Source organism: Pseudonocardia oceanicola, assembly GCF_047200735.1.
GTDB lineage: Bacteria > Actinomycetota > Actinomycetes > Mycobacteriales > Pseudonocardiaceae > Pseudonocardia.
Map to the genome: position 1 here is coordinate 641016 of NZ_JBJZON010000001.1, position 22015 is coordinate 663030.

Annotated in this window: 18 protein-coding genes; 13 read left to right on the plus strand and 5 right to left on the minus strand. The window is 73.8% G+C overall.

Features of this window, described 5'->3' with window-relative positions; all coding sequences use genetic code 11:
- Window positions 1-99 precede the first annotated feature (99 nt).
- The 6 genes from ACL02T_RS03010 to ACL02T_RS03035 all read left to right on the plus strand — a co-directional run bounded on the left by ACL02T_RS03010 (window position 100) and on the right by ACL02T_RS03035 (window position 6854).
- Entirely contained in the window at window positions 100-729 is a 630-nt protein-coding gene (locus ACL02T_RS03010; RefSeq protein WP_412829069.1) for an ANTAR domain-containing response regulator, read from the plus strand.
- A 366-nt stretch (window positions 730-1095) separates the two neighbouring features.
- Entirely contained in the window at window positions 1096-2328 is a 1233-nt protein-coding gene (locus ACL02T_RS03015; RefSeq protein WP_412829070.1) for a branched-chain amino acid ABC transporter substrate-binding protein, read from the plus strand.
- Between the two features lie 101 nt (window positions 2329-2429).
- Window positions 2430-3356: a branched-chain amino acid ABC transporter permease gene (locus ACL02T_RS03020; protein WP_412829071.1), complete on the plus strand. Its 927-nt coding sequence runs from the start codon at window positions 2430-2432 to the stop codon at window positions 3354-3356.
- Window positions 3353-5134 (plus strand): branched-chain amino acid ABC transporter permease, encoded by a 1782-nt coding sequence (locus ACL02T_RS03025; protein ID WP_412829072.1) that lies wholly within the window; start codon window positions 3353-3355, stop codon window positions 5132-5134. The genes ACL02T_RS03020 and ACL02T_RS03025 overlap by 4 nt, the downstream gene beginning before the upstream one ends.
- Window positions 5131-6132 (plus strand): ABC transporter ATP-binding protein, encoded by a 1002-nt coding sequence (locus ACL02T_RS03030; protein ID WP_412829073.1) that lies wholly within the window; start codon window positions 5131-5133, stop codon window positions 6130-6132. The genes ACL02T_RS03025 and ACL02T_RS03030 overlap by 4 nt, the downstream gene beginning before the upstream one ends.
- A complete protein-coding gene (locus tag ACL02T_RS03035; protein WP_412829074.1) occupies window positions 6132-6854 on the plus strand; it encodes an ABC transporter ATP-binding protein in 723 nt (240 codons plus the stop codon). Before ACL02T_RS03030 ends, ACL02T_RS03035 begins: the two co-directional genes overlap by 1 nt.
- 66 nt (window positions 6855-6920) lie before the next feature.
- On the opposite strand, the gene ACL02T_RS03040 is transcribed toward ACL02T_RS03035, so the two are convergent.
- On the minus strand, window positions 6921-7346 hold the full coding sequence (locus tag ACL02T_RS03040) for a PaaI family thioesterase (RefSeq protein ID WP_412829075.1): 426 nt from the start codon (window positions 7344-7346) through the stop codon (window positions 6921-6923).
- Between the two features lie 179 nt (window positions 7347-7525).
- On the minus strand, window positions 7526-8344 hold the full coding sequence (locus ACL02T_RS03045) for a class I SAM-dependent methyltransferase (protein WP_412829076.1): 819 nt from the start codon (window positions 8342-8344) through the stop codon (window positions 7526-7528).
- Window positions 8345-8667: 323 nt separating this feature from the next.
- On the opposite strand from ACL02T_RS03045, the gene rpsA reads away from it, so the two are divergent.
- The 5 genes from rpsA to ACL02T_RS03070 all read left to right on the plus strand — a co-directional run bounded on the left by rpsA (window position 8668) and on the right by ACL02T_RS03070 (window position 14208).
- Complete coding sequence (rpsA, locus tag ACL02T_RS03050; protein WP_412829077.1) at window positions 8668-10137, plus strand: 30S ribosomal protein S1; 1470 nt, start codon at window positions 8668-8670, stop codon at window positions 10135-10137.
- Between the two features lie 176 nt (window positions 10138-10313).
- On the plus strand, window positions 10314-11024 hold the full coding sequence (locus ACL02T_RS03055; protein ID WP_412829078.1) for a hypothetical protein: 711 nt from the start codon (window positions 10314-10316) through the stop codon (window positions 11022-11024).
- Between the two features lie 25 nt (window positions 11025-11049).
- Complete coding sequence (gene coaE, locus ACL02T_RS03060; protein WP_412829079.1) at window positions 11050-12249, plus strand: dephospho-CoA kinase; 1200 nt, start codon at window positions 11050-11052, stop codon at window positions 12247-12249.
- Window positions 12250-12388: 139 nt separating this feature from the next.
- Entirely contained in the window at window positions 12389-13459 is a 1071-nt protein-coding gene (locus ACL02T_RS03065) for a sigma factor (RefSeq protein ID WP_412829080.1), read from the plus strand.
- Entirely contained in the window at window positions 13456-14208 is a 753-nt protein-coding gene (locus ACL02T_RS03070; protein WP_412829081.1) for a hypothetical protein, read from the plus strand. The genes ACL02T_RS03065 and ACL02T_RS03070 overlap by 4 nt, the downstream gene beginning before the upstream one ends.
- Window positions 14209-14286: 78 nt before the next feature.
- Here the strand turns inward: ACL02T_RS03070 and ACL02T_RS03075 are convergent, their stop codons facing one another.
- Window positions 14287-14703 carry a nuclear transport factor 2 family protein gene (locus ACL02T_RS03075; RefSeq protein ID WP_412829082.1) on the minus strand — a complete coding sequence of 139 codons (417 nt, stop codon included), beginning with the start codon at window positions 14701-14703 and terminating at the stop codon, window positions 14287-14289.
- On the minus strand, window positions 14700-15788 hold the full coding sequence (locus ACL02T_RS03080; protein ID WP_412829083.1) for a class I SAM-dependent methyltransferase: 1089 nt from the start codon (window positions 15786-15788) through the stop codon (window positions 14700-14702). The genes ACL02T_RS03075 and ACL02T_RS03080 overlap by 4 nt, the downstream gene beginning before the upstream one ends.
- Before the next feature lie 176 nt (window positions 15789-15964).
- Here ACL02T_RS03080 and ACL02T_RS03085 point away from each other — a divergent pair, with 176 nt between their 5' ends.
- A complete protein-coding gene (locus ACL02T_RS03085) occupies window positions 15965-19105 on the plus strand; it encodes an ATP-binding protein (RefSeq protein ID WP_412829084.1) in 3141 nt (1046 codons plus the stop codon).
- Window positions 19106-19192: 87 nt separating this feature from the next.
- On the opposite strand, the gene ACL02T_RS03090 is transcribed toward ACL02T_RS03085, so the two are convergent.
- Window positions 19193-19723, minus strand: coding sequence for a ribonuclease FAU-1 family protein (locus tag ACL02T_RS03090; protein ID WP_412829085.1), 531 nt, complete (start codon window positions 19721-19723; stop codon window positions 19193-19195).
- 82 nt (window positions 19724-19805) lie between these two features.
- Here ACL02T_RS03090 and uvrB point away from each other — a divergent pair, with 82 nt between their 5' ends.
- Complete coding sequence (uvrB, locus tag ACL02T_RS03095; protein ID WP_412829086.1) at window positions 19806-22013, plus strand: excinuclease ABC subunit UvrB; 2208 nt, start codon at window positions 19806-19808, stop codon at window positions 22011-22013.
- The last annotated feature ends 2 nt before the right edge of the window (window positions 22014-22015 follow it).

The window sequence follows — 22015 nt, forward strand, 5'->3', positions numbered from 1 at the left end:
GTCGCACGGGATCACACGGGCAGGGCAACCTGGGTGCAACCTTATCGCCGCTACCCTGGGGCCTTGCGTTCGACCCGCACGTCTAAGGAGAACCCACCCGTGAGCCAGCCAGTGTCCGAGGACAGGACGACCGACGACGGCCCTGCCGTCGGCTGGCGCGTCCTCGTGGTGGAGGACGAGGCGCTGATCCGCCTCGACCTGACCGAGATGCTCGGGGAAGAGGGATACCAGATCGCGGGCGAGGCCCCCGACGGTGAGGCGGCCATCGAGATGGCCCGCGACCTCAGGCCCGACCTCGTGATCATGGACGTCAAGATGCCGAAGAAGGACGGCATCGAGGCGGCCGCCACGATCGTCGAGGAGAAGATCGCGCCCGTCGTCATGCTCACCGCCTTCAGCCAGCGCGACCTCATCGAGCGCGCGCGCGACGCCGGTGCCATGGCCTACCTGGTCAAGCCGTTCGCCCGGCACGAGCTGGTGCCCGCGATCGAGCTCGCCGTGTCCCGCTTCGCCGAGAAGCGTGCCCTCGAGGACGAGGTGGCCTCGCTGAACGACCGGTTCGAGACCCGCAAGGTCGTCGACCGGGCCAAGGGTCTGCTGATGGCCAAGCAGAACATGACCGAGCCCGAGGCCTTCCGGTGGATCCAGCGCACCGCGATGGACCGCCGCACCACGATGAAGGCGGTCGCCGAGGCCGTCATCGAGGGCCTCGCACCCGCGAAGGGCTAGGCCCCGCAACCTTCCTCGAGGCCGTCCCGGTCGACCGCCGGGGCGGCCTCGTCGCGTTCTCCGACCTGCACATGATCGTTACCCAGCGGTAATGCCCCCGCCCGGAGTGCGATTTTCGCCACGTGCTATCGACGTCTCTGCTGGTCAGAACGCTGCCACTTGATAACGATATGATAACTCAGCACTGCGGGTGAAGCGTCGGTGACGCTGCGTGATATCCGGTTGCGGTCTGGTAAAGCTGCCGCCGCTCGTGATGACGGCGCACCTTCCGGTGACCTAACGTCCGCGACGCTTCCGGCGTCTGTCCGGGGGCGGGGCGGCGCTCGGGGGACCGCCTTCGACGTGGTTGGCACGGAAGGACAAGACATGAGTCGGACGCGGAAGGTCGCTGCGACCGCCGCGCTGCTCGCGGGCGCCCTCGCGCTCACCGCGTGCAGCACCAACCGGGAAGAGGCGACCGGCGGGGGCGGAGGATCCTGCGACACCAGCAAGGGCACCCTCGTCGTCGGCTTCATCGCCCCGCTCTCCGGCGGCCTCTCGGCGCTGGGCCTGGGTATGAAGAACTCCACCGACCTGGCGGTGAACCAGGCCAACCAGAACTGCACCGTGCCCGGCTACCGGCTCGCGCTGCAGGCCGAGGACGACCAGGCGACGGCCCAGGTCGCCGGCCAGGCCGCGACCAAGCTGGCCTCGGACCCCAACGTCGTCGGCGTGATCGGGACCCTGAACTCCTCCACCGCCCAGTCGGCGGCTCCGGTCCTGGCACAGAAGAAGATCGTCGAGATCTCGCCGGCCAACACCAACCCGGCGCTCACCCAGGGCGACAACTGGCAGACCGACCCGACCCGGCCGTTCGACTCGTACTTCCGGACCGCCACCACGGACGCCATCCAGGGTCCCTTCGCGGCGCAGTACCTGGTGCAGAAGGCCGGCAAGCAGAACATCGCGGTCATCGACGACGGCAAGACCTACGGCGCGGGCCTGGCGGCCCAGTTCGCCGCGGAGGCCGAGAAGCTGGGCGCGACCGTGGTCGCGCGCGAGAAGGTCGGTGAGAAGGACACCGACTTCTCCGGCGTGATCGCCAAGATCCGGCCGTCCAACCCCGACGCGGTCTACTACGGCGGCGAGTACCCGGTCGCCGGGCCGCTGTCGAAGCAGCTGGCGGACGCGGGCCTCAACGTCCCGCTGATGGGCGGCGACGGCATCGTCGCCGACGACTACGTCTCGCTCGGCGGTCGCGAGGGCGACCTGGCCACCAACGTCGGGGCCCCACCGGAGCAGCTGCCCAGCGCGCAGGCCTTCATCGACGCCTACCAGCAGGCCGGCTACTCGGAGCCGTACAGCGCCTACGGCGCGCTGACCTACGATGCCGCGAACGTCCTCATCGACGGTCTCGCCAAGGCGGTCGGCAACGGCACCTTCTCCGACGCCACTCGGGACGGCCTGATCCAGGCCGTGCAGGCCACCAACCTGCAGGGCGCGACCGGCACCATCTCCTTCGACCAGTACGGCGACACCACCAACAAGGTGCTGACCGTGTACTCGGTCCAGGGTGGCGAGTTCAAGCCGCTGGAGACGGGCACCTACCCGGCCGGCTGACGCGCGTCCCCGACCCCGGGGGCACGCGACGAGGACGCACGTGAGCGGGGACGGGACACCACCCGTCCCCGCTCCTGCACGCGGTGGAGGAGACCCCTCGTTTGTCCACGTTCCTGTCGCAGGTCGCGAACGGGCTGGTGCTCGGTTCGCTGATCGCGCTGATCGCGCTCGGCTACACGATGGTCTACGGGATCATCCAGCTGATCAACTTCGCGCACGGTGAGATCTTCATGGTCGGCGCCTACGGCGGCCTGGCCACCCTGACCTACGTCCTGCCCACGGCGATCGCCACGACCTGGTACTTCGCGCTGCCGATCGCCCTGGTGGCGGGCGCGCTCGTCGCGATGCTCATCGCCGTGGCGATGGAGCGCTTCGCCTACCGGCCCCTGCGCAACGCGCCACGCCTCGCCCCGCTGATCACCGCGCTCGGCGTGTCGGTCGCGCTGCAGGAGGCCATGCGCGTCTTCTACCCGGGGGCCACGGCGGCCCTGCCGTTCCCGAACCTGTTCGTCGAGGGCGCCGTCGTCATCCCGATCGGGGACGGCGTGGTGATCCGGTACGTCGGCATCCTGCTGATCGTCATGTCGCTGGTGCTGGCCTTCGGCCTCGAGCGGTTCGTGGAGCGGACCCGGCTCGGCCGCGCCATGCGCGCCACCTCGCAGGACCGGGACGTCGCGCGGCTGATGGGCATCGACCCCGACCGCGTCATCGTGCTGACCTTCGCCATCGGCGGCGCCCTCGCCGGCGTCGCGGGCGTGCTCTACGGCAGCTACCTGAACAACATCAACATCGACATGGGCTTCCAGAACGGCATCTTCGCGTTCACCGCGGCCGTGCTCGGCGGCATCGGCAACATCCGCGGTGCCGTGGTCGGCGGCCTGGTGATCGGGCTGGTCAAGGCCCTCGGCGGGCAGTACCTCCCCGGCGGCACGGCCTACGACTACGTCTGGATCTTCGTGGTGCTGATCATCGTCCTGGTGTTCCGGCCCCAGGGCTTCTTCGGCGAGTCCGAGCGGGTGCGCGCATGACCACCACGGCGACCCCTCGAACGCCCGCCACGCCGTCGGCCCCGCCGCGGCACTCCGGCCGGCTCGCGGGCCTGCTCGACGCGGCCGCGCCCCGCTCCACGATCCTCATGATCGTCGGCGGCGTCCTCACCCTCGTCGGCGCGTACCTGCCGTGGGTCACGTTCGTGCTGAACGACGGGCCCTACCCGGAGAAGGCGACGCTCAACTACTTCGTCGCCCCCTTCGCCGTCACCGGCTTCCGGCTGCACCTGGTGATCCTGGGGCTGGCCGCGATCGTCGTGGCGGCGCTGCGGCGGATCCCGGCGCGCCACCGCATCGTGCGCGGGCTGGGGATCGGCATCACCGTCGTCGCCCTGATCAACGGGCTGTGGATCACGGTCGAGGGCGGCGGGCTCGGTGCCGTCACCGCCTCCGAGGGGGCGATCGCGTTCGGCTCGATCGTCACCCTCGTCGGTGGGCTCGTCATGATCCTGGGCGCCGACGCGGGCGGTCTCGAGCGCACGCCGGTGTGGACCTGGCGCCTGCCCTGGTGGGTCGAGTGGCTCCTGCTCGTCGTCCTGTTCGTGGTCGTGCTGCTGCTCGTCGCCGCGGTGCTCACCAGCGGCGGCCAGGGCGGGGTGGTCAACCCCTACGCCGGCGTCGTCTTCCTGTCCCTGCTGGCGGCCCTGGCGGGCGCGTTCGCCGCCCTCAACGCCTCCGGCCTGTTGACCTGGTTCGCCGCGGTCTCCGAGCGGCACCGCACGTTCAGCGTGATCGTGCTGCTGATCGTGGCGCTGCTCCTGCCGCTGACCAGCGCCGGCACCGAGTACTGGATGACGGTGGCGTCGAACATCGGCGTCTACGCCGCCACCGCGATCGGGCTCAACATCGTGGTCGGCCTGGCCGGCCTGCTCGACCTCGGGTACGTCGCGTTCCTGGGCATCGGCGCCTTCGTGGCGGCGAACCTCTCCGGCGCGGCGGCCTCGGAGATCGGCATCCACCTGCCGTTCCTGCTGGTCATGGTCATCTCGGCCGTGGTGGCGGGGCTGTTCGGCGCGATCGTCGGGTCGCCGACGCTGCGGGTGCGCGGCGACTACCTGGCGATCGTCACGCTGGCCTTCGGCGAGATCTTCGTGCGCAGCGCGCAGAACAACATCGGCGGGCTGACCGGTGGCGCCAACGCCATCCCGAACATCCCGGCGGTGGCCGTCGGCGGCTTCCAGTTCTCCGACTCGATCACGATCGGCGACGTGCGGCTGCCCTCGGGCGTCCTCTACTACGTCCTGATCGTGCTGCTGGTCGCGGCCGTGATGTTGGTGTTCGCGCACCTGAAGAACTCGCGGCTGGGCCGGGCATGGATCGCGATCCGGGAGGACGAGGACGCGGCTGCCGCCATGGGCATCCGCACCGGACCGATCAAGATCCTGGCCTTCCTCATCGGCGCGATGCTCGCGGGTCTGGCGGGCGCGTTCTTCGCGCACAAGACGGCCGTGGTCGCCTACGACTCCTTCCGCTTCCTGGAGTCGGTCACCCTGCTCGCGGCGGTCATCCTCGGCGGCATGGGCACGATCCCCGGCGCCGTGCTCGGCGCGTCGATCCTGTTCGTGCTGCCGGAGAAGCTGCGCGAGTTCTCCGACTACCGTCTGTTGCTGTTCGGCCTGGCCCTGGTGCTGATCATGCGGTTCCGGCCGCAGGGCATCGTGCCGGACCGGCACCGCAGGGCGGAGCTGACCGACCCCGACCCCGAGGACACCGTGAAGGAAGGCCCGGGTCCGCTTCCCACGAGGGTGGAGCCGTGAGCGAGAACCCCCCCACCCTCGACGGCCCGACCCCCGAGGGGACCGGGCCCGGCGCCACCACGGCCGACGGCGCCGCCGTCGAGGCCGAGGCCCCTCCGCAGAGGGTCGCCGCCGAGCTCGCCTCGGACATGCACATCGCGACGGGCACCCGGGAGCCGATCCTGGTGTCGTCCGGCGTGACCATGCAGTTCGGCGGCCTGCGCGCCCTCGACGACGTCAACCTCTCGCTGCACGAGGGCGAGATCATCGGCCTGATCGGGCCCAACGGGGCGGGGAAGACGACCTTCTTCAACTGCCTCACCGGGCTCTACACACCGACGTCGGGCCAGGTGACGCTGCGCGACAGGCCGATGCCGCAGGACCCGGCCCGGGTCACCGAGGCGGGCGTCGCCCGGACGTTCCAGAACATCCGGCTGTTCCCGTCCATGACCGCGACCGAGAACGTCCTGGTCGGGCGGCACGTGCGGATGAAGCAGGGCCCGCTCTCCTCGCTGCTGCACGGCCCGCGGTTCCGACGCAGCGAGGCCGAGGCGGCGGAGCGGGCGGAGAAGCTGCTCGCCTTCGTCGGGCTGACCCGTTTCGCCGACGAGCTGGCCCGCAACCTGCCCTACGGCGACCAGCGGCGGCTCGAGATCGCCCGCGCGCTCGCCACCGACCCGTCGGTGCTGCTGCTCGACGAGCCCACCGCGGGCATGAACGCGCAGGAGACCGAGGCGACCCGGCAGCTGATCTTCGCGATCCGCGACCTGGGCGTGTCGGTGGTCGTCATCGAGCACGACACCAAGTTCATCTTCACGCTCTGCGACCGGGTGCTGGTGCTGGTCCAGGGCGCGCTGCTGGTCGAGGGTTCGCCGGACGAGGTGCGCGGCGACCCCCGGGTCGTGGAGGCCTACCTGGGCGCCCCGCCCGAGGAGGTCGAGGCACAGCTGCACGCCGGCCCCGGCCCGGGTGCCGCTGCGGCGGACGGGGCCGGCACGGCAGAGGGGAAGTCCGAGTAATGGCGTTCCTGTCCGTCCGCGACCTGGTGGTCGCCTACGGCGCCATCCAGGCGGTCCGCGGCGTGACGTTCGACGTCGACCGGGGCCAGATCGTCTCCCTGATCGGTTCGAACGGCGCCGGCAAGACGACGACGCTGCGCACCCTCTCCGGACTGCTGCGGCCCGTCTCCGGGACGATCGAGTTCGACGGCACGCCGATCCAGAGGATGCCGGCCCACGAGATCCTCTCCCGGGGCGTGGCGCACAGCCCGGAGGGTCGGCGGCTCTTCGCCCGCATGTCGGTCGAGGAGAACCTGCGGCTCGGCGCCTACACGCGCAAGGACGAGGCCGGCGTCGCGCAGGACATGCAGCGCGTGTACGACCTGTTCCCGGTGCTGGGGGAGCGGCGCACGAACAAGGCCGGGCTGTTCTCCGGCGGCGAGCAGCAGATGCTCGCGATCGGCCGCGCGCTGATGTCCCGGCCGAAGCTGCTCATGCTCGACGAGCCGTCCATGGGGCTCTCGCCGATCATGACCCAGCGGATCTTCGACACCGTCCGGGAGCTGCGCGACGAGGGCACCACGGTGCTGCTCGTCGAGCAGAACGCGCTGGCCGCGCTCGCGTTGTCGGACAAGGCCTACGTGATCGACCTCGGCCGCACCACGCTGTCCGGGACCGGGACCGAGCTCCTCGCCGACCCGCGGGTGCAGGAGGCCTACCTGGGCGAGAACGTGGGCACCTGACGGCCGGCCTGTTGCACAAACGGCACTTTCGTGCGGACCTACCGCACGAGAGTGCCGTTCGTGCATTCAGATCGTGGGCTCGGTGTCCCGGTGCAGGCAGGTGAGCTTGGCGGTGCAGGTCCGGCGACCCTGCTCGTCGGTCAGCACGATCTCGTGGGTCGAGGTGCTGCGGCCGACGTGGATCGGCCGGGCCACGCCCGTCACGTAGCCCTCCGTGGCCGCGCGGTGGTGCGTGCAGGCCAGCTCGAGCCCGACGGGGAAGCGCTCCGGCAGGGCGTGCATCGCCGCGAGCACCGAGCCGAGCGTCTCGGCGAGCACCCCGCTCGCGCCGCCGTGCAGCAGGCCGTAGGGCTGGCGGTTGCCCTCGACCGGCATCCGGCCCCGCACCTCCTCCACCGACGCGGAGAGGATCTCGATCCCCATCCGGTCGTTCAGCTGCCCGGGGGTCGCGGGCGCGTGCAGGGAGCGGAGCTGGGAGGCGTCGATCGGCACCGCCGGACCCTAACCCGTGGTGTCGACCGCCCCGAGAGTGCCGCAGGCGCATCCGACGGGGAGGCGGCGCCGTGACCACGGGTCGTTCCACCCGTCGTCACACGGACCCGTCCGGCTCCACGACCGCCCTCGTCCACCTCCACGACAGGTGATCACGGCCCGGGCGGCCCGCGGGGTGGTCATGCCGGCCGGTGGGTCACGAAGATCGCGGTGCCCGGGAACAGCGCGCCCCGCAGCGGCGACCACTGCCCCCACACCCGCTCGAACCCCTCCGGCCACTCCGGCTCGACGAGGTCGTCGAGCACCAGTCCGGCCGCGACGACGTCGCGCACCCGGTCGCCCAGCGTCCGGTGGTGCTCGACGTACGTCGCGCGGCCCTGCGCGTCGACCTCCAGATAGGGGGTCCGGTCGAAGTACGACTGGGTGACCGTCAGCCCGTCCGGCCCCGGGTCGTCGGAGAACATCCAGCGCATGGGGTGGTTGACGGCGAACACCCAGCGCCCGCCCGGCCGGAGCACCCGGTGCACCTCGCGCATGACCTGCACCGGCTCGGCGACGAACGGGACCGCGCCGAAGGCCGAGCAGGCCAGGTCGAACGAGCCGTCGGCGAAGGGGAGGTGCTCGGCGCCGGCCTGGACGAGCGGCACGTCGATCCCGGTGCGGGCGTTGAGTGCGGCGGCGGCCCGCAGCATCCCGCGGGACAGGTCCAGCGCCACCGGCTCCGCCCCGTGCGCCCGCAACCACCGGGCGCAGGGCGCCGAGCCGCAGCCGACCTCCAGCACCCGGCGCCCGGCGACCTCCCCGAGCAGGCCCGCCTCGGCCTCGTGCAGGCCCTCGGGGCACCACACGAACTCCGCCTCGCCGATGTCCGGTCCGTGCTCGGCGAGGTACTCGGCGGCGTCGGCGTCCCACCAGGCGCGGCTGGCCCGTTCGGACTCCGCCGGACCCACCGTCCGGCGCGCGATCCCGGCCGTGCCGAGCGTCTCCTCGGCGCTCATCGCGGGCCCCGACGGGCCGTCCGCGCCCTCATGATCGATCCACCCGGCAGCTGCAGCTCACGCCCCGGATCGTCCCAGTTCCGCACCGGGGACCCGCATTGCCCCGCTGATCGGGTGCCGCGTAGCATGGCCGGTACCCGTGGTCAACGTGCGCGGTACCCGCTCGAGCTGGAGCGCGAGGGGGCGGCCGGTGCGGGAGCGCCCGCGGGGAATCGATGATCGAAGGTGACTGTCACACGCACCATCCAGTCACGGCTACATCCACCGACCGGCCGCCCGTGACGCGGCCACAACCGAAGACATCCACCGGAGCACCCCACTACATGTCCACCGACACCACCGCCGCCCCGACCACGCCGCAGGTCGCCGTCAACGACATCGGGTCGGAGGAGGACTTCCTCGCCGCCATCGACCAGACGATCAAGTACTTCAACGATGGCGACATCGTCGAGGGCACCATCGTCAAGGTCGACCGTGACGAGGTCCTGCTCGACATCGGCTACAAGACCGAGGGCGTCATCCCCTCGCGGGAGCTGTCGATCAAGCACGACGTCGACCCCGCCGAGGTCGTCGAGGTCGGCGAGTTCGTCGAGGCCCTCGTCCTCCAGAAGGAGGACAAGGAGGGTCGCCTGATCCTCTCCAAGAAGCGCGCCCAGTACGAGCGCGCCTGGGGCACGATCGAGGCCCTGAAGGAGGCGGACGAGCCGGTCGAGGGCACCGTCATCGAGGTCGTCAAGGGCGGCCTGATCCTGGACATCGGGCTCCGCGGCTTCCTGCCGGCCTCGCTGGTCGAGATGCGCCGCGTGCGCGACCTCCAGCCGTACGTCGGCCGCAAGATCGAGGCCAAGATCATCGAGCTGGACAAGAACCGCAACAACGTGGTCCTGTCCCGCCGCGCCTGGCTGGAGCAGACCCAGTCCGAGGTCCGCAGCGAGTTCCTCAACCAGCTGGCCCGCGGCCAGGTGCGCAAGGGCGTCGTCTCCTCGGTGGTCAACTTCGGCGCGTTCGTCGACCTCGGCGGGGTCGACGGCCTGGTGCACGTCTCCGAGCTGTCCTGGAAGCACATCGACCACCCCTCCGAGGTCGTCGAGGTGGGCCAGGAGGTCACGGTCGAGGTCCTCGACGTCGACCTGGACCGCGAGCGGGTCTCGCTGTCGCTGAAGGCGACGCAGGAGGACCCGTGGCGCCTCTACGCCCGGACCCACGCGATCGGCCAGATCGTCCCGGGCAAGGTCACCAAGCTCGTCCCGTTCGGCGCGTTCGTGCGCGTCGAGGAGGGCATCGAGGGCCTGGTCCACATCTCCGAGCTGGCCGAGCGCCACGTGGAGATCCCGGAGCAGGTCGTCCAGGTGGGCGACGACGCGATGGTCAAGGTCATCGACATCGACCTCGACCGGCGCCGCATCTCGCTCTCGCTGAAGCAGGCCAACGAGGGCATGACGGTCGACACCGAGTTCGACCCCACCCGCTACGGCATGGCGGCGGAGTACGACGACCAGGGGAACTACATCTACCCCGAGGGCTTCGACGTCGACACCGGCGAGTGGAAGGAAGGCTACGACGAGGCCCGCGCGGCCTGGGAGAAGCAGTACGCCGAGGCGCACGAGCGCTACGAGCAGCACATGGCGCAGATCCGCAAGGCCGCCGAGGCCGAGGAGGAGGCGAGTGTCGACACCGGCGCCGCCAACTACTCCTCCGGAGGCGATGCCCCGCAGGAGGCGCAGACCGGCGGCTCGCTGGCCAGCGACGAGCAGCTCGCCGCGCTGCGGGAGAAGCTGTCCGGCGGTGCGTGAGCGCGGGCCGACCGCCTGACGCACGGCTGAACGAACGGCCCCGGCCCTCCGGACCGGGGCCGTTCGGTGTTCCCCGGAACTCCGTCGGGTGACGCGTGGATCACAATCGGGCTGCGGTCCGTGACCGGCCCGGCGCGTCACGTGTATCGATCTTCGTTCGGGCCTAGTTTTGATCCATGCGGGTCGGGGGGCGTGTGGTGGCGATGCTGGCCGTCGGCCTGGGCGTCCTGACCGGCTGTTCCACGGCCACCGGCCAGGAGACGCTGCCCGTCCCCACGTTCACCGAGTCGGCGGAGGCGGCGTCGGGCTCCGAGCCCACGAAGCTCGCCCTTCCGGAGGACTGCAGCGCGTTCCTCGCCCCGGACGATCTCGGCGCCCTGTTCGCCCGCCCCCTCGGGTCCACGGCGTTGCGCACCATCCGCGGGATCCCGGAGCCGTCGGTCAACCGGACCGAGCGGATCGGCTGCCGCTACACGGAGAGCGGTGCCGGCGGCGGGAACACCCTGCTGGACATCAACGTCGGGCGCTACACCGACGCCGACGCCGCGAGACGGCAGTGGCAGCTGAACACCAACGCGGAGCGATCGGACGGACGGTCCCGCGACCTGTCGATCGGGGCCGCACCCGCGGTCGCGGTGGAGCGGCCCACCGAGACGGTGCTCGCCGTGGTCTACGGGGTGGACACCCTGACGTTCGTGCTCCCGGTCAGCGCCCGCGCCCCCGGCGCCCCGGTCGACCGGCTCGTCGACCTCGCGCTGCGCGTCCTGCCGAAGGACGGCGCCACCCAGCCGGCCCCGCCGGAGACCAGCGCGCCACCGGCGCCCGCGAGCGCGACGCCGAGCGCAGCCGCACCGACCTCCGTGCCGGCGGTGGCCGCCGCCCGGTGATCCATGCCTGGGTACGGTCGGTCCCGTGCTGCAGATCGGGCTGACGGGCGGTATCGGGGCGGGCAAGTCGACGGTCTCGCGACGGCTGGTGGAGCTGGGCGCCGTCCTGGTGGACGCCGACCTGATCGCCCGCGAGGTCGTCGCCGGGGGCTCGGAGGGGCTCGCCCGGATCGCCGAGGCCTTCGGACCCGAGGTGGTCGGGCCGGACGGCGAGATGGACCGGGCACGGGTCGCGTCGATCGTCTTCGGCGACGACGACCGGCTCGCCGTGCTCAACGCCATCACCCATCCGTTGATCGCGCGCCGACAGGCCGAGCTGGTCGCCGCGGCCGGACCGGAGGCCGTCGTGGTGCACGACGCCGCACTCCTGGTCGAGATGGGCAACGCGAACCGGTTCCCGCTGGTCGTGGTCGTGCACACGGACGCGGAGGTGCGCGTGCGGCGGCTCGTGGCGAGCCGCGGGATGACCGAGGAGGACGCCCGGGCGCGGATCGCGAAGCAGTCGTCGGACGCCGAGCGGCTGGCCGTCGCCGACGCCGTGCTGGACAACGACGGGTCGGAGGAGGAGCTCCGGGCCCGGGTCGACCGGCTCTGGCACGAGCGCCTGGTGCCCTTCGAGGAGAACGTGCGGCTCGGGCGCGCCGTCGTGGGGGGAGCGCCGGTCCTGGTCGAGCCCGAGCCGGGGTGGGCGGACCGGGGGGCGCGCCTCGCCGCCCGGGTGGCGCGCGCAGCGGGGGAGCGCAGCCTGGGAGTGGAGCACGTCGGCTCCACCGCGGTGCCCGGGCTGCCCGCCGAGGACGTCACTGACCTGCAGCTCGCGGTGGCGGCACTCGACGACGCGGAGGCGATCGCGGAGCCCTTGCGTGCCCTCGGCCTGATCCTCCGACCCGGGATCGACCGGGACCGGCCGAAGCCGACCGATCCCGATCCCGAGCACTGGCGGAAGCGCTGCTTCGCGGGCGCCGATCCGGAGCAGCGCGTGCACCTGCACGTGCGCGTGCACGGTTCGCCCGGGTGGCGCTCCGCCCTGCTGCTCCGGGACTGGCTGCGGGCCGACGAGGGTGCGCGGGAGGAGTACCTGGAGGTCACGCGGGCGGCGGCGGCCGAGTGCGCCGGTGACCCCGACGCGGCGCGCTACGTCGAGCGCACGGAGCCCTGGTTCGACGCGGTACTTCCCGGGGCCGAGCGCTGGGCCGCAACCACCGGGTGGTCGCCTCGTTACTAGGCTGAACGGGCGTAGAGCGCGCCGGGCTTCGCTGTAACGGGGGACGGGTCTCGCGCGATAGGCGGGCAGGACGTGACAGCGGGTGACGCCCGCGGCGGGAGACGGCCGAGGACCCGGCAGGGCGACGAAGGGGCGGAGGGTGAGCGCACAGGTCGACCGGGAGCCCGCTCCGTCGGGTCCGCGAAATCCGGAGGAGGGCACCGCCGACGGCTCCGTCGTCGAGCGCGACCTCACGGAGGCCGCCGCCCCGGGCGGGCTGCGGGCCGACTTCGGCGCCCACCTCGAGGCCCACTACCCGCGGCTCGTCGGCCAGCTCTTCGCCATCACGCTGGACTCCGGGGCGGCCCACGACCTGGTGCAGGACGCCTACTCCCGGGCCTGGCGGCAGTGGTCGGAGGTCCGGGCGGGGGACGCGGAGGCGTGGGTGCGCCGGGTCGCGGTGCGGTCCTCGGCGAGCACCTGGCGGCGCCTGACCGCGCGTCTGGGCCTGCGCGGGACACCGGTGCAGGACCAGGCCGGTCTCGATCCCCGGACCGCAGCGGTGCTGCGCACGCTCGCCCGCGTCCCGATGGACGACCGGCGCACGGCGGTGCTGGTGCACATGGCCGGTGTGAGCGTGCCCGAGGTCGCCGCGCTGGAGCGGGTGTCGCCGGGCACCGTGCAGGCCCGGCTCAACCGGGTCGGGAGCCAGATCGAGGAGGGCCTCGCCGGGTTGGGGGGCGTCGCGCTCCTGTCGTCGGAGCCGCCGCCGACCCCGGTGTCCGCACCGGTCGAGGCCGGGGCGAGCGCCGGGAGGCCCGGGGCGGGGTCGGACCGGGGTCGTGCGGCGGGCCCTGCCGTCGACGGGCGCGCCGGGACGGGCTCGGCCGGCTGGTCGGTGGCGGGCCCGGAGGCGCCGGCGGTGGGCTCGGAGGCGCCGGCGGTGGCCCCGGAGGCGCCGGCGGTGGACCCGGAGGCGCCGGCGGTGGACCCGGAGGCGCAGCCCGGGGCGGACGCGGCCGAGAGTCCGGCCACGGGGTCCGGCGAGGACGCGGACCGCGGTGGGTCCTCGGCCGAGGGCGCCGGCAAGACCGCGCGTGAGGGCCGCGGTGAGGGATCCGACGAGTCGGCCGGTACGGGCTCCGGCACGGGTGTCGACGGCGGCCCGGACGCAGGCACGAGCGACGCCAGGGACACGAGCGACGCCAGGGACGAGGAGGAGACCCGGTGAGCAACCCGTTGCAGTACGCCGGCCGGTCGGAAGGGCGCGGCGCGGAGGAGCTCCGACGGCTGGACGACGAGCTGGCCGCGGGGGTCGCCCTGCCCGCGATCGAGGACGTGGTCCGGCGGGCCGGGGCGGCCAACCGCGCGAGCGGCGCGGCCGCGGCGGCGGTGCTCACCATCGGCGCCCTCGGCGGGGTCACCGCGATCGGGACCGCCGCCGCCCAGCCCGCACCCGTCGTCGTCGAGCCGGTGGCGCAGGTCCCCACCACACCGCCGCCCGTGACCACCACCGTGGCCCCGCCCGTGGTCACCCCGCCCGTCGTCGCCGCGGAGCCCGAGCCGACCACGACGACGAGGCAGCGCACCGCCACGCCACGTGCCCGCACCACCACGCCACGTGCCCGCACCACCACGCCGGAGCCCGTGGCGCCCTCGCCGGAGCCGTCCACCGTGGTGGACCCGCCGCCCGTCACGACCACGACCAGCCCGCCGACCAGCTCGCGGACGACCACCCGGACCCCCACGGAGGAGGACGGCGACGTGGAGGGCGGGCCCGACCCGACGCCGACCACTACCAGCCGGACGTCGGCGGCCCCGAGCAGCACGACCACCACGGGCACCACGACGCCGGCGACCACGACCACGACGACGGGGCCGACGGCGACCACGGCGACCACGACGTCGGGGACGCCCACGGGGACGACGAGCACCTCGCCGGTGGTGCAGCAGGGCCTGCTCGCCGCCCTGATCGCCTGATCGCCCGAGCGCCCGAGCGCCACCGGCGGCCCGGGTGCGGACCCGGCCGGCCTCCGGGCCGGGCCGGCCTCCGACCCGTCAGCCCTTGACGTAGGAGAGCTTCTCCACGACCACGCCGTCCCGCACGGTGAACAGGTCGACGCCCCGGACGTGCCCGCCGACCTGTTCCTCCGCACCGGGCGCACCCGCCCAGGAGTAGCGCCACCGCACGACCGCGCGGTCGCCGAACGCCCGGACCTCCTCCGTGGTGAAGTGCGCTCCGGGCGTGCCGAACAGCTCCTGCCAGCAACGGCGCACCTCGTCCCGGCCCCGGTGGCAGCGGCCGTCGGGCGGTTCCGTGGACTCGAAGACGCAGTCCTGGCCCATCACCGCCATCACCGCGTCGACGTCGCCGCGGCCGAAGGCCTCCAGGAAGCGCTCCACGGTCGCGAGCGTCCGGGTGGTGCCCGCCTCCGTGCCGTCGCTCCGCTGCCGCGTCGTCGGTTCCTCCGTCACGGCCGGGCCTCGAGGACGAGGTTGAACGGCGTCTGCGCGGCCCGCCGGACCCGGCCGAAGCCACCGGCGGTGAGCACCTCGCGCAGCCGGGCCTCACCGGCCTGCGCCCCGAGCGCCGCCCCGATCTCCTGCGACCGAGAGCCCGGGGTGCAGATCATCGTCGAGGCCGAGTAGAAGACCCGGCCGACCGGCGTCAGGTTGTCCGCGAGCCGGTCACCGGCGTACGGCTCGACGATCATCCAGACGCCGTCCTCCGCCAGGCTCTCCCGGACGTGCGCGGCCGCACCGACCGGGTCCCCCATGTCGTGCAGGCAGTCGAAGCAGGTCACCAGGTCGTAGCCCCGTCCCGGGTAGTCCTTCGCGGTCGCCACCGCGAAGGCCGGGCGGCCGGTCGGGCCCGCGGCGTCGGCCCGGCGCCGGGCGGCCTCGATCGAGGGTGGGTGCGGGTCGAAGCCGGTGCACCGCGAACGCGGGAAGGCGCCCGCCATCAGGAGGGTGGAGGCTCCGTGGCCGCACCCCACGTCGGCCACGGCGCCCCCGGCCTCCAGCCGCTCCGCCACGCCGTCCAGCGCCGGGATCCACTCGGACACGAGGTGGGCGATGTAGTTCGGGCGGAAGAACCGCTCGGTCCCGTCGAAGAGATCCGGATCGTGCGCGCCCCAGTCGACGCCGCGCCCGGTGCGGAAGGCCTCGACCACCAGGTCGACGTCCTTGACGGACGACGCGGCGACCTGCAGGCCGCCGGGGGCGAACAGCGGGTTGTCCTCGTCGGTGAGCGCCAGGGACTGCTCGGCGGGGAGCCGGAACCGCGAACCCGGCGGGTCGGCCTCGACGTACCCGCTCGCCGCCTGCGCCGCGAGCCACTCGGCGACGTACCGCCGGTCGGTGCCGGTGCGCGTCGCGAGCTCCCCGGCGTCCACCCAGGACCCGTCCGCCATCGCCCGGTACAACCCGAGCCGGTCGCCGACCAGGACGGTCGCCGCGTGCAGGACCGCTCCCAGGTCCCCGACGAAGCGGCCCACGAACTCCGCCAGCCGGGCCTCGTCCACCTCACGGGGGTCGTGCCTCGCCTCGGTCGCGGTCATGACGTTCTCCCTTCGCGTTCCGGCAGGACGGCGGGAGACTAGGAACCGTCGGTTGCAGCCGGATAGCGACGTCCACGGTCCGGACGGGTCGCGGCGGTCCAGCGGGGCCGCCGGGACCGGTCCTCCTCGTCGAGCCGCTGCCGCAGCGCGCGAGACCTCCGGGGGAAGGTGTGGTGATGGAGCAGCGGCGACCCGCCCCGTCGGCGCGGGTGGAGGTGCGCCTGCTCGGCGGCTTCGGCGTGTCCCGCGACGGCGTGGCCGTCCCGCCCACCGCCTTCGGGGGCCGCCAGGCCCGCCTGCTCACCCGGATCCTGGCCACCCGTCCCGACCGCCCGGTGTCGCGCGACGAGCTCGCCGAGATCCTGTGGGCCGCGTGCCCTCCGGCCGATCCGGCCGCCAACCTGAACGTCCTGGTGCACCGCGCCCGGCGGGCGCTCGGCGGCGAGGACGTGCTGCGGCGGACCGCGGCCGGGTACCTGCTGGTCACCGGCGACGGCTGCGAGATCGACGCCGAGTGCGTCCTCCGTGCCGTCGCCGAGGGTCGGGCGTTGCTGGACGCCGGGCAGGCCGGTGCGGCGCTCCGGTCGCTGGACGACGGTCTGCGCCGGTGGGCGGGCGAGCCGCTCCCGGAGGACGCCGACGCCGGCTGGGCCCGTGAGTACCGCCGCCGCCTGGTGCGGTCCCGGCAGGAGGCGCTGATCCTCGCCACCGAGGCGGGGCTGCAGCTCGGCCGGGTCCGCCGGGCCCTCGACACCGCCGACCGGGCTGCCGCCGCCGAAGCCCTGGACGAGCCCGCACACCGGCTGCTGGCCCGGGCACGGATGGCCGCGGGGGACCGCGCCGGCGCGCTCCGGGTCCTCGACGACCTGCGCGCGCGGCTGGTCGAGGAGCTCGGGGTGGACCCGACCGAGGCCACCCGCTCCCTGCGCGTCCAGCTGTTGCGGGACCGGGGCCCGGCGGCCGGGCGCCCGCCGCAGGACGCACGGCTGCCGTTCGTGGGCCGTGCCGGGGAGCTCGCGGAGCTGCTCGCCCTGTCGCGGACCGGGGGCGTGGCGGTGGTGGCGGGCGGCGCCGGCGCCGGGAAGTCCCGCCTGCTCGCCGAGCTGGCGTCCCGGGTCGGGCCGCCCGTCCTGTCGGCCCGGGCGTTCCCCGCGGAGCGGCGCACCCCGTGGGCCCTCGCGGCGACGCTGCTGCGGTCCGCCACCGCGCTCCGCCCGGAGGTGCCGGCCGGCCTGCCGCCGCGGATCCGGGCCGCGCTCGCCGACCTCCTGCCCGAGCTGCCGCCGCCACCCGACCTGCGGCTGGAGCCGCGCACACGCCGGGCGCTGCTCCTGGAGGGGGCGCTGCGCCTGCTGACGGCGGCCACCGCCGGCGGGGCCACCGTGCTCGTGGACGACCTGCAGTGGGCCGACGCCAGCAGCGTGCACCTGCTCGCGCTGGCCACCCAGCGACTCCACGGCCCCCTGGTGGTGCTCGCCCACCGCCCGGAGGAGCTGACCACGGGATCGCCGGTCGCCGCCCTGCTCGCCGAGCTGGGGTCGGCCGTCGGCCCGCGGGAGACGGTCCTCGGGCCGCTGTGCCGGGGCGACCTGATCGAGCTCGGCCTGCCCGGGCGGCTGGCGGACGTCCTCGCCGAGCAGACCGACGGCAGCCCCTTCGCCCTGGCGGAGGTCCTCACCGCACTCGAGACCGAAGGACGGGTGCGGCGGGACCGCGGGGGCCGGTGGTCCCCGAGCTCGGCCGAGGCCCCGGACCGGGCCCGACAGCTCGCCCGTGAGGGTCGGCGGCGGTCGCTGCTCGCCCGTGTGCAGCGGCAGGACCCCGGTGCCCGGACGCTGCTGGTGCTCCTGGCGCTCCTGGGCCGGCACACCCCGGCGGGCCTGCTCGCGGACGCCGCCGGCCGACCCGAGCGCGCCGTGCTCGCCGACCTCGAGTGCCTGGCCCGGGCCGCCCTCGTGCGGGTCGAGGCCGGCGGTTGGCTGGTGCAGCACGACCTGATCAGCGAGACGGTCGTCGACGAGCTGCCCCCGGCCGACCGCGCCGGCCTGCACGGCCGCGTCGCCGCCGCGCTCGGCCCCCACCCGTCCCCGCCCGGCGAGCGGGCCCGGCACCTCGTCGGCGCCGGCGACCCGGCGGCGGCCGCGACGGCGCTCGTCACCGACGCGCGCGAGCAGCTCGGCCGGCACGCCGACGCGGAGGCGGCCCAGCTGGCCACCGCGGCCCTCGACCTGCGACCACCCGACCCGGTCGTCGCCGAGCTGCTGGACGTGCGCGCCGAGGCCCGGGCCCGGGCCGGGGAGCTCGTCGAGGCCCGCGCCGATCTCCGGGCGGCGCTGGCCGTGGGCGCGTCCTCCCCCCAGCGCGCCCGGCTGCTGGCGCGGCTGGCGATGCTGTCCCTGGGCGCGGACGATCCCCGGCACGCCTCCGAGCTCGTCGAGCTGGCCCTGGTGTCGGCCGGGACCGACGCGGGCGCGCGGGCCGCGGCCCTGGCGGTGGCGGCGGTCGTCGACATGAACCTGCACCGCGAGGAGCGGGCGGCGAGCCGGGCGGAGGCCGCGCGACGGCTCTACCTCGGCCTCGGTGACGCCCACGGCGTGGCCGACGTGCTCGACGCGCGGGCGATGGCCGGGTTCCTCGGCGGCGGGATCCGCACGGGTATCACCCGCTTCCGGGAGGTCGTGCGCCTCTACACCGACCTCGGCGACCTGCACCGGGCCGTGACGCCCTGGTCGACCCGCGCCCACGCCCTGCTCTTCGCCGACGACCCCGCCGCGGCGCTCGCCGACAGCGACCGGTCGGTGGAGCTGGCCCGCGAGCTGGGCGCGATCGAGGCGGAGACGTACGCACTCTGGCATCGCAGCGAGGTGCTGACCGGGTGCGGCCGCCCCCGCGAGGCCCTGGCCGACGCCGAGCACGCCCGGGAGACGGCCGAGCGGCTCGCCCACCGCGGCTGGACGGCGACCGCCCTGCGGGCCCGCGGTCTCGCCCTGCGTAGCGCCGGGGACCTCGAGGCGGCCGAGGCGGCCTTCCGCGACTCGCTGGCGACGGCGCGCGGGCTGCCGCTGTTCACCTGCTGGGCACACGCCCAGCTCGCCCTCACGCTGACCGACCGCGGCCGGTTCGACGACGCCGCGGACCAGGTCGCGGCCGCGCTGGTGGCGGGGCCCCCGCTCGGCCGGTACGAGGCGCGGCTGGCCCGGGCCCGGCTGGCCCTGGCCCGGGGCGACGACGACGCCGACGCCGTCTGCCGGGACGTCGTCCGGCTGGCCCGGGCCGGCGGGCACGGCATGACCGAGCAGCAGCTGCGCTCGGCCTGAGTCACGAATGCCGGGCGGCGTCCGGCGCGGGCCCCGCCGTCCGGTCGGCGACGAGCCGGTGCGCCGGTGCCGGGGCCACGGACCGCGTCAGCCCGCGGGCCGGACCTCCCGGTCCGGGCCCTGCCAGGTCAGCACGACGCCGAGCCCGGCCAGCCAGGCGTCCAGGTCGTGGCCGTGGGCGGCGAGCCCGGCCACGGTCTCGTGGCAGCGGTGCAGCGCCCACTCCGCCGACGCGGTGTCGACCAGCCCGGCGGCCACGGCCTCGACGAACTCGTCGGCGTCGAGCACCTCGGTCCACCGCCCGCGCTTGACGACCAGGTCCAGGTAGAGGTCGGTCGTCCGCCACACGCTCTCGCCCGGCTCGACCCGGGCGACGTCCAGGTAGAAGTCCTGCTCGCGCTCGTGCCCCGGGTTCCACCGCCAGTCGGTCACGACGAGGCCGAGGTCGGGGAGCAGCCAGGACTCGATCCAGTACGCCGAGGGGCGCCCGACGACGGCCCGGCTCATGTAGAGGCCGAACGGGGTGCGGCGGTACTCCGCCACCTCCCGCCGGACACCCTTGGTGTCGACGTTGACGCCGGCGGGCACGTCGAAGGTCTGGATCTTCGGCGGGTGCACCCGGCCGATCCTGCCCGACGAACGGTCGGCGCGGGGGGTTCGGCGGGCGGAAACTGTCGGGGGTCGCTCGTACCCTGGGTCCGTGGCATTCGCGACAGAGGTTCCCGGCAGCGCTCGGGAGGGCGGCGCACGCGAGGACGGGACGGAGGTCCCCCTCGCGCACTCGGAGTACCGCCCCGTGGGCGAGATCGAGCGCGCCGGCGGGCGCTTCGAGGTCGTCAGCGAGTACGAACCCGCCGGCGACCAGCCCGCCGCCATCGCCGAGCTGGAGAAGCGGCTCGGGCGCGGCGAGCAGGACGTGGTGCTGCTCGGCGCCACCGGTACGGGCAAGTCCGCGACCACCGCCTGGCTGATCGAGCGGATGCAGCGGCCCACGCTGGTGATGGCCCCGAACAAGACGCTCGCGGCGCAGCTGGCCAACGAGCTGCGGGAGATGCTCCCGCACAACGCGGTCGAGTACTTCGTCTCGTACTACGACTACTACCAGCCCGAGGCGTACATCGCGCAGACGGACACCTACATCGAGAAGGACTCGTCGATCAACGACGACGTGGAGCGCCTGCGGCACTCTGCGACGCAGAACCTGTTGTCGCGCAGGGACGTCGTGGTCGTCGCCTCGGTGTCGTGCATCTACGGCCTGGGCACGCCCCAGTCGTACCTCGACCGCTCCGTGAAGCTCGACGTCGGGGGCGAGCTCGACCGGGACGCGTTCCTGCGGCTCCTGGTCGACGTGCAGTACACGCGCAACGACGTGGCCTTCGCACGCGGCACCTTCCGCGTGCGCGGCGACACCGTGGAGATCATCCCGGCGTACGAGGAGCTGGCCGTCCGGATCGAGTTCTTCGGGGACGAGATCGAGGCCCTCTACTACCTGCACCCGCTGACCGGGGACGTGATCAAGCAGGTCGACACGGTGCGGATCTTCCCGGCCACGCACTACGTCGCCGGCCCGGAGCGCATGGAGCGCGCGGTCCGCGACATCGAGCAGGAGCTGGAGGAGCGGCTCGCCGAGCTGGAGAACCAGGGCAAGCTGCTCGAGGCGCAGCGGCTGCGCATGCGCACGCAGTACGACCTGGAGATGATCCGCCAGGTCGGGTTCTGCTCCGGGATCGAGAACTACTCGCGGCACATCGACGGGCGTGGCCCCGGCAGCGCGCCGGCCACCCTGATCGACTACTTCCCGGACGACTTCCTGCTGGTCATCGACGAGTCGCACGTCACGGTGCCGCAGATCGGCGGGATGTACGAGGGCGACATGTCCCGCAAGCGGAACCTGGTGGAGTTCGGCTTCCGGCTCCCCTCGGCCGTCGACAACCGCCCGCTGACCTGGGAGGAGTTCGCCGACCGGATCGGGCAGACGATCTACCTGTCGGCCACGCCGGGCCCGTACGAGCTCTCGCGGACCGGCGGCGAGTTCGTCGAGCAGGTCATCCGGCCGACGGGCCTGGTCGACCCGGAGATCGTCGTGAAGCCCACCAAGGGCCAGATCGACGACCTGGTGGGCGAGATCCGCGACCGCGCCGAGCGGGACGAGCGGGTCCTGGTCACCACGCTGACCAAGAAGATGGCCGAGGATCTCACCGACTACCTGCTCGAGCTGGGCATCCGGGTGCGCTACCTGCACTCCGAGGTCGACACGCTGCGCCGGGTGGAGCTGCTGCGCCAGCTGCGGCTCGGGGAGTACGACGTGCTGGTCGGCATCAACCTGCTCCGCGAGGGCCTGGACCTGCCCGAGGTGTCGCTCGTCGCGATCCTCGACGCGGACAAGGAGGGCTTCCTCCGCTCCGGGACCTCGCTGATCCAGACGATCGGGCGCGCGGCCCGCAACGTGTCCGGCCAGGTGCACATGTACGCCGACACGATCACCGAGTCGATGCAGCACGCGATCGACGAGACCGAGCGCCGCCGGGCCAAGCAGATCGCCTACAACACGGAGAAGGGGATCGACCCGCAGCCGCTGCGGAAGAAGATCGCCGACATCCTGGACCAGGTGTACCGGGAGGCCGAGGAGACCGAGGTCCCGGTCGGCGGGTCGGGCCGCAACGCCTCCCGCGGCAAGCGCGCCGCGGGCGAGCCGGGCCGCGCGTCCGGCGGCAGCTCGGGGATCGTGGCGGGTCGCGACACCACGGCGATGCCCCGCGCGGAGCTGGCCGACCTCATCCAGCAGATGAACGACCAGATGCTCGCGGCGGCGCGCGACCTGCAGTTCGAGCTGGCCGCCCGGCTCCGGGACGAGATCCAGGACCTGAAGAAGGAGCTGCGGGGGATGGACGCGGCCGGGATCAGCTGAGC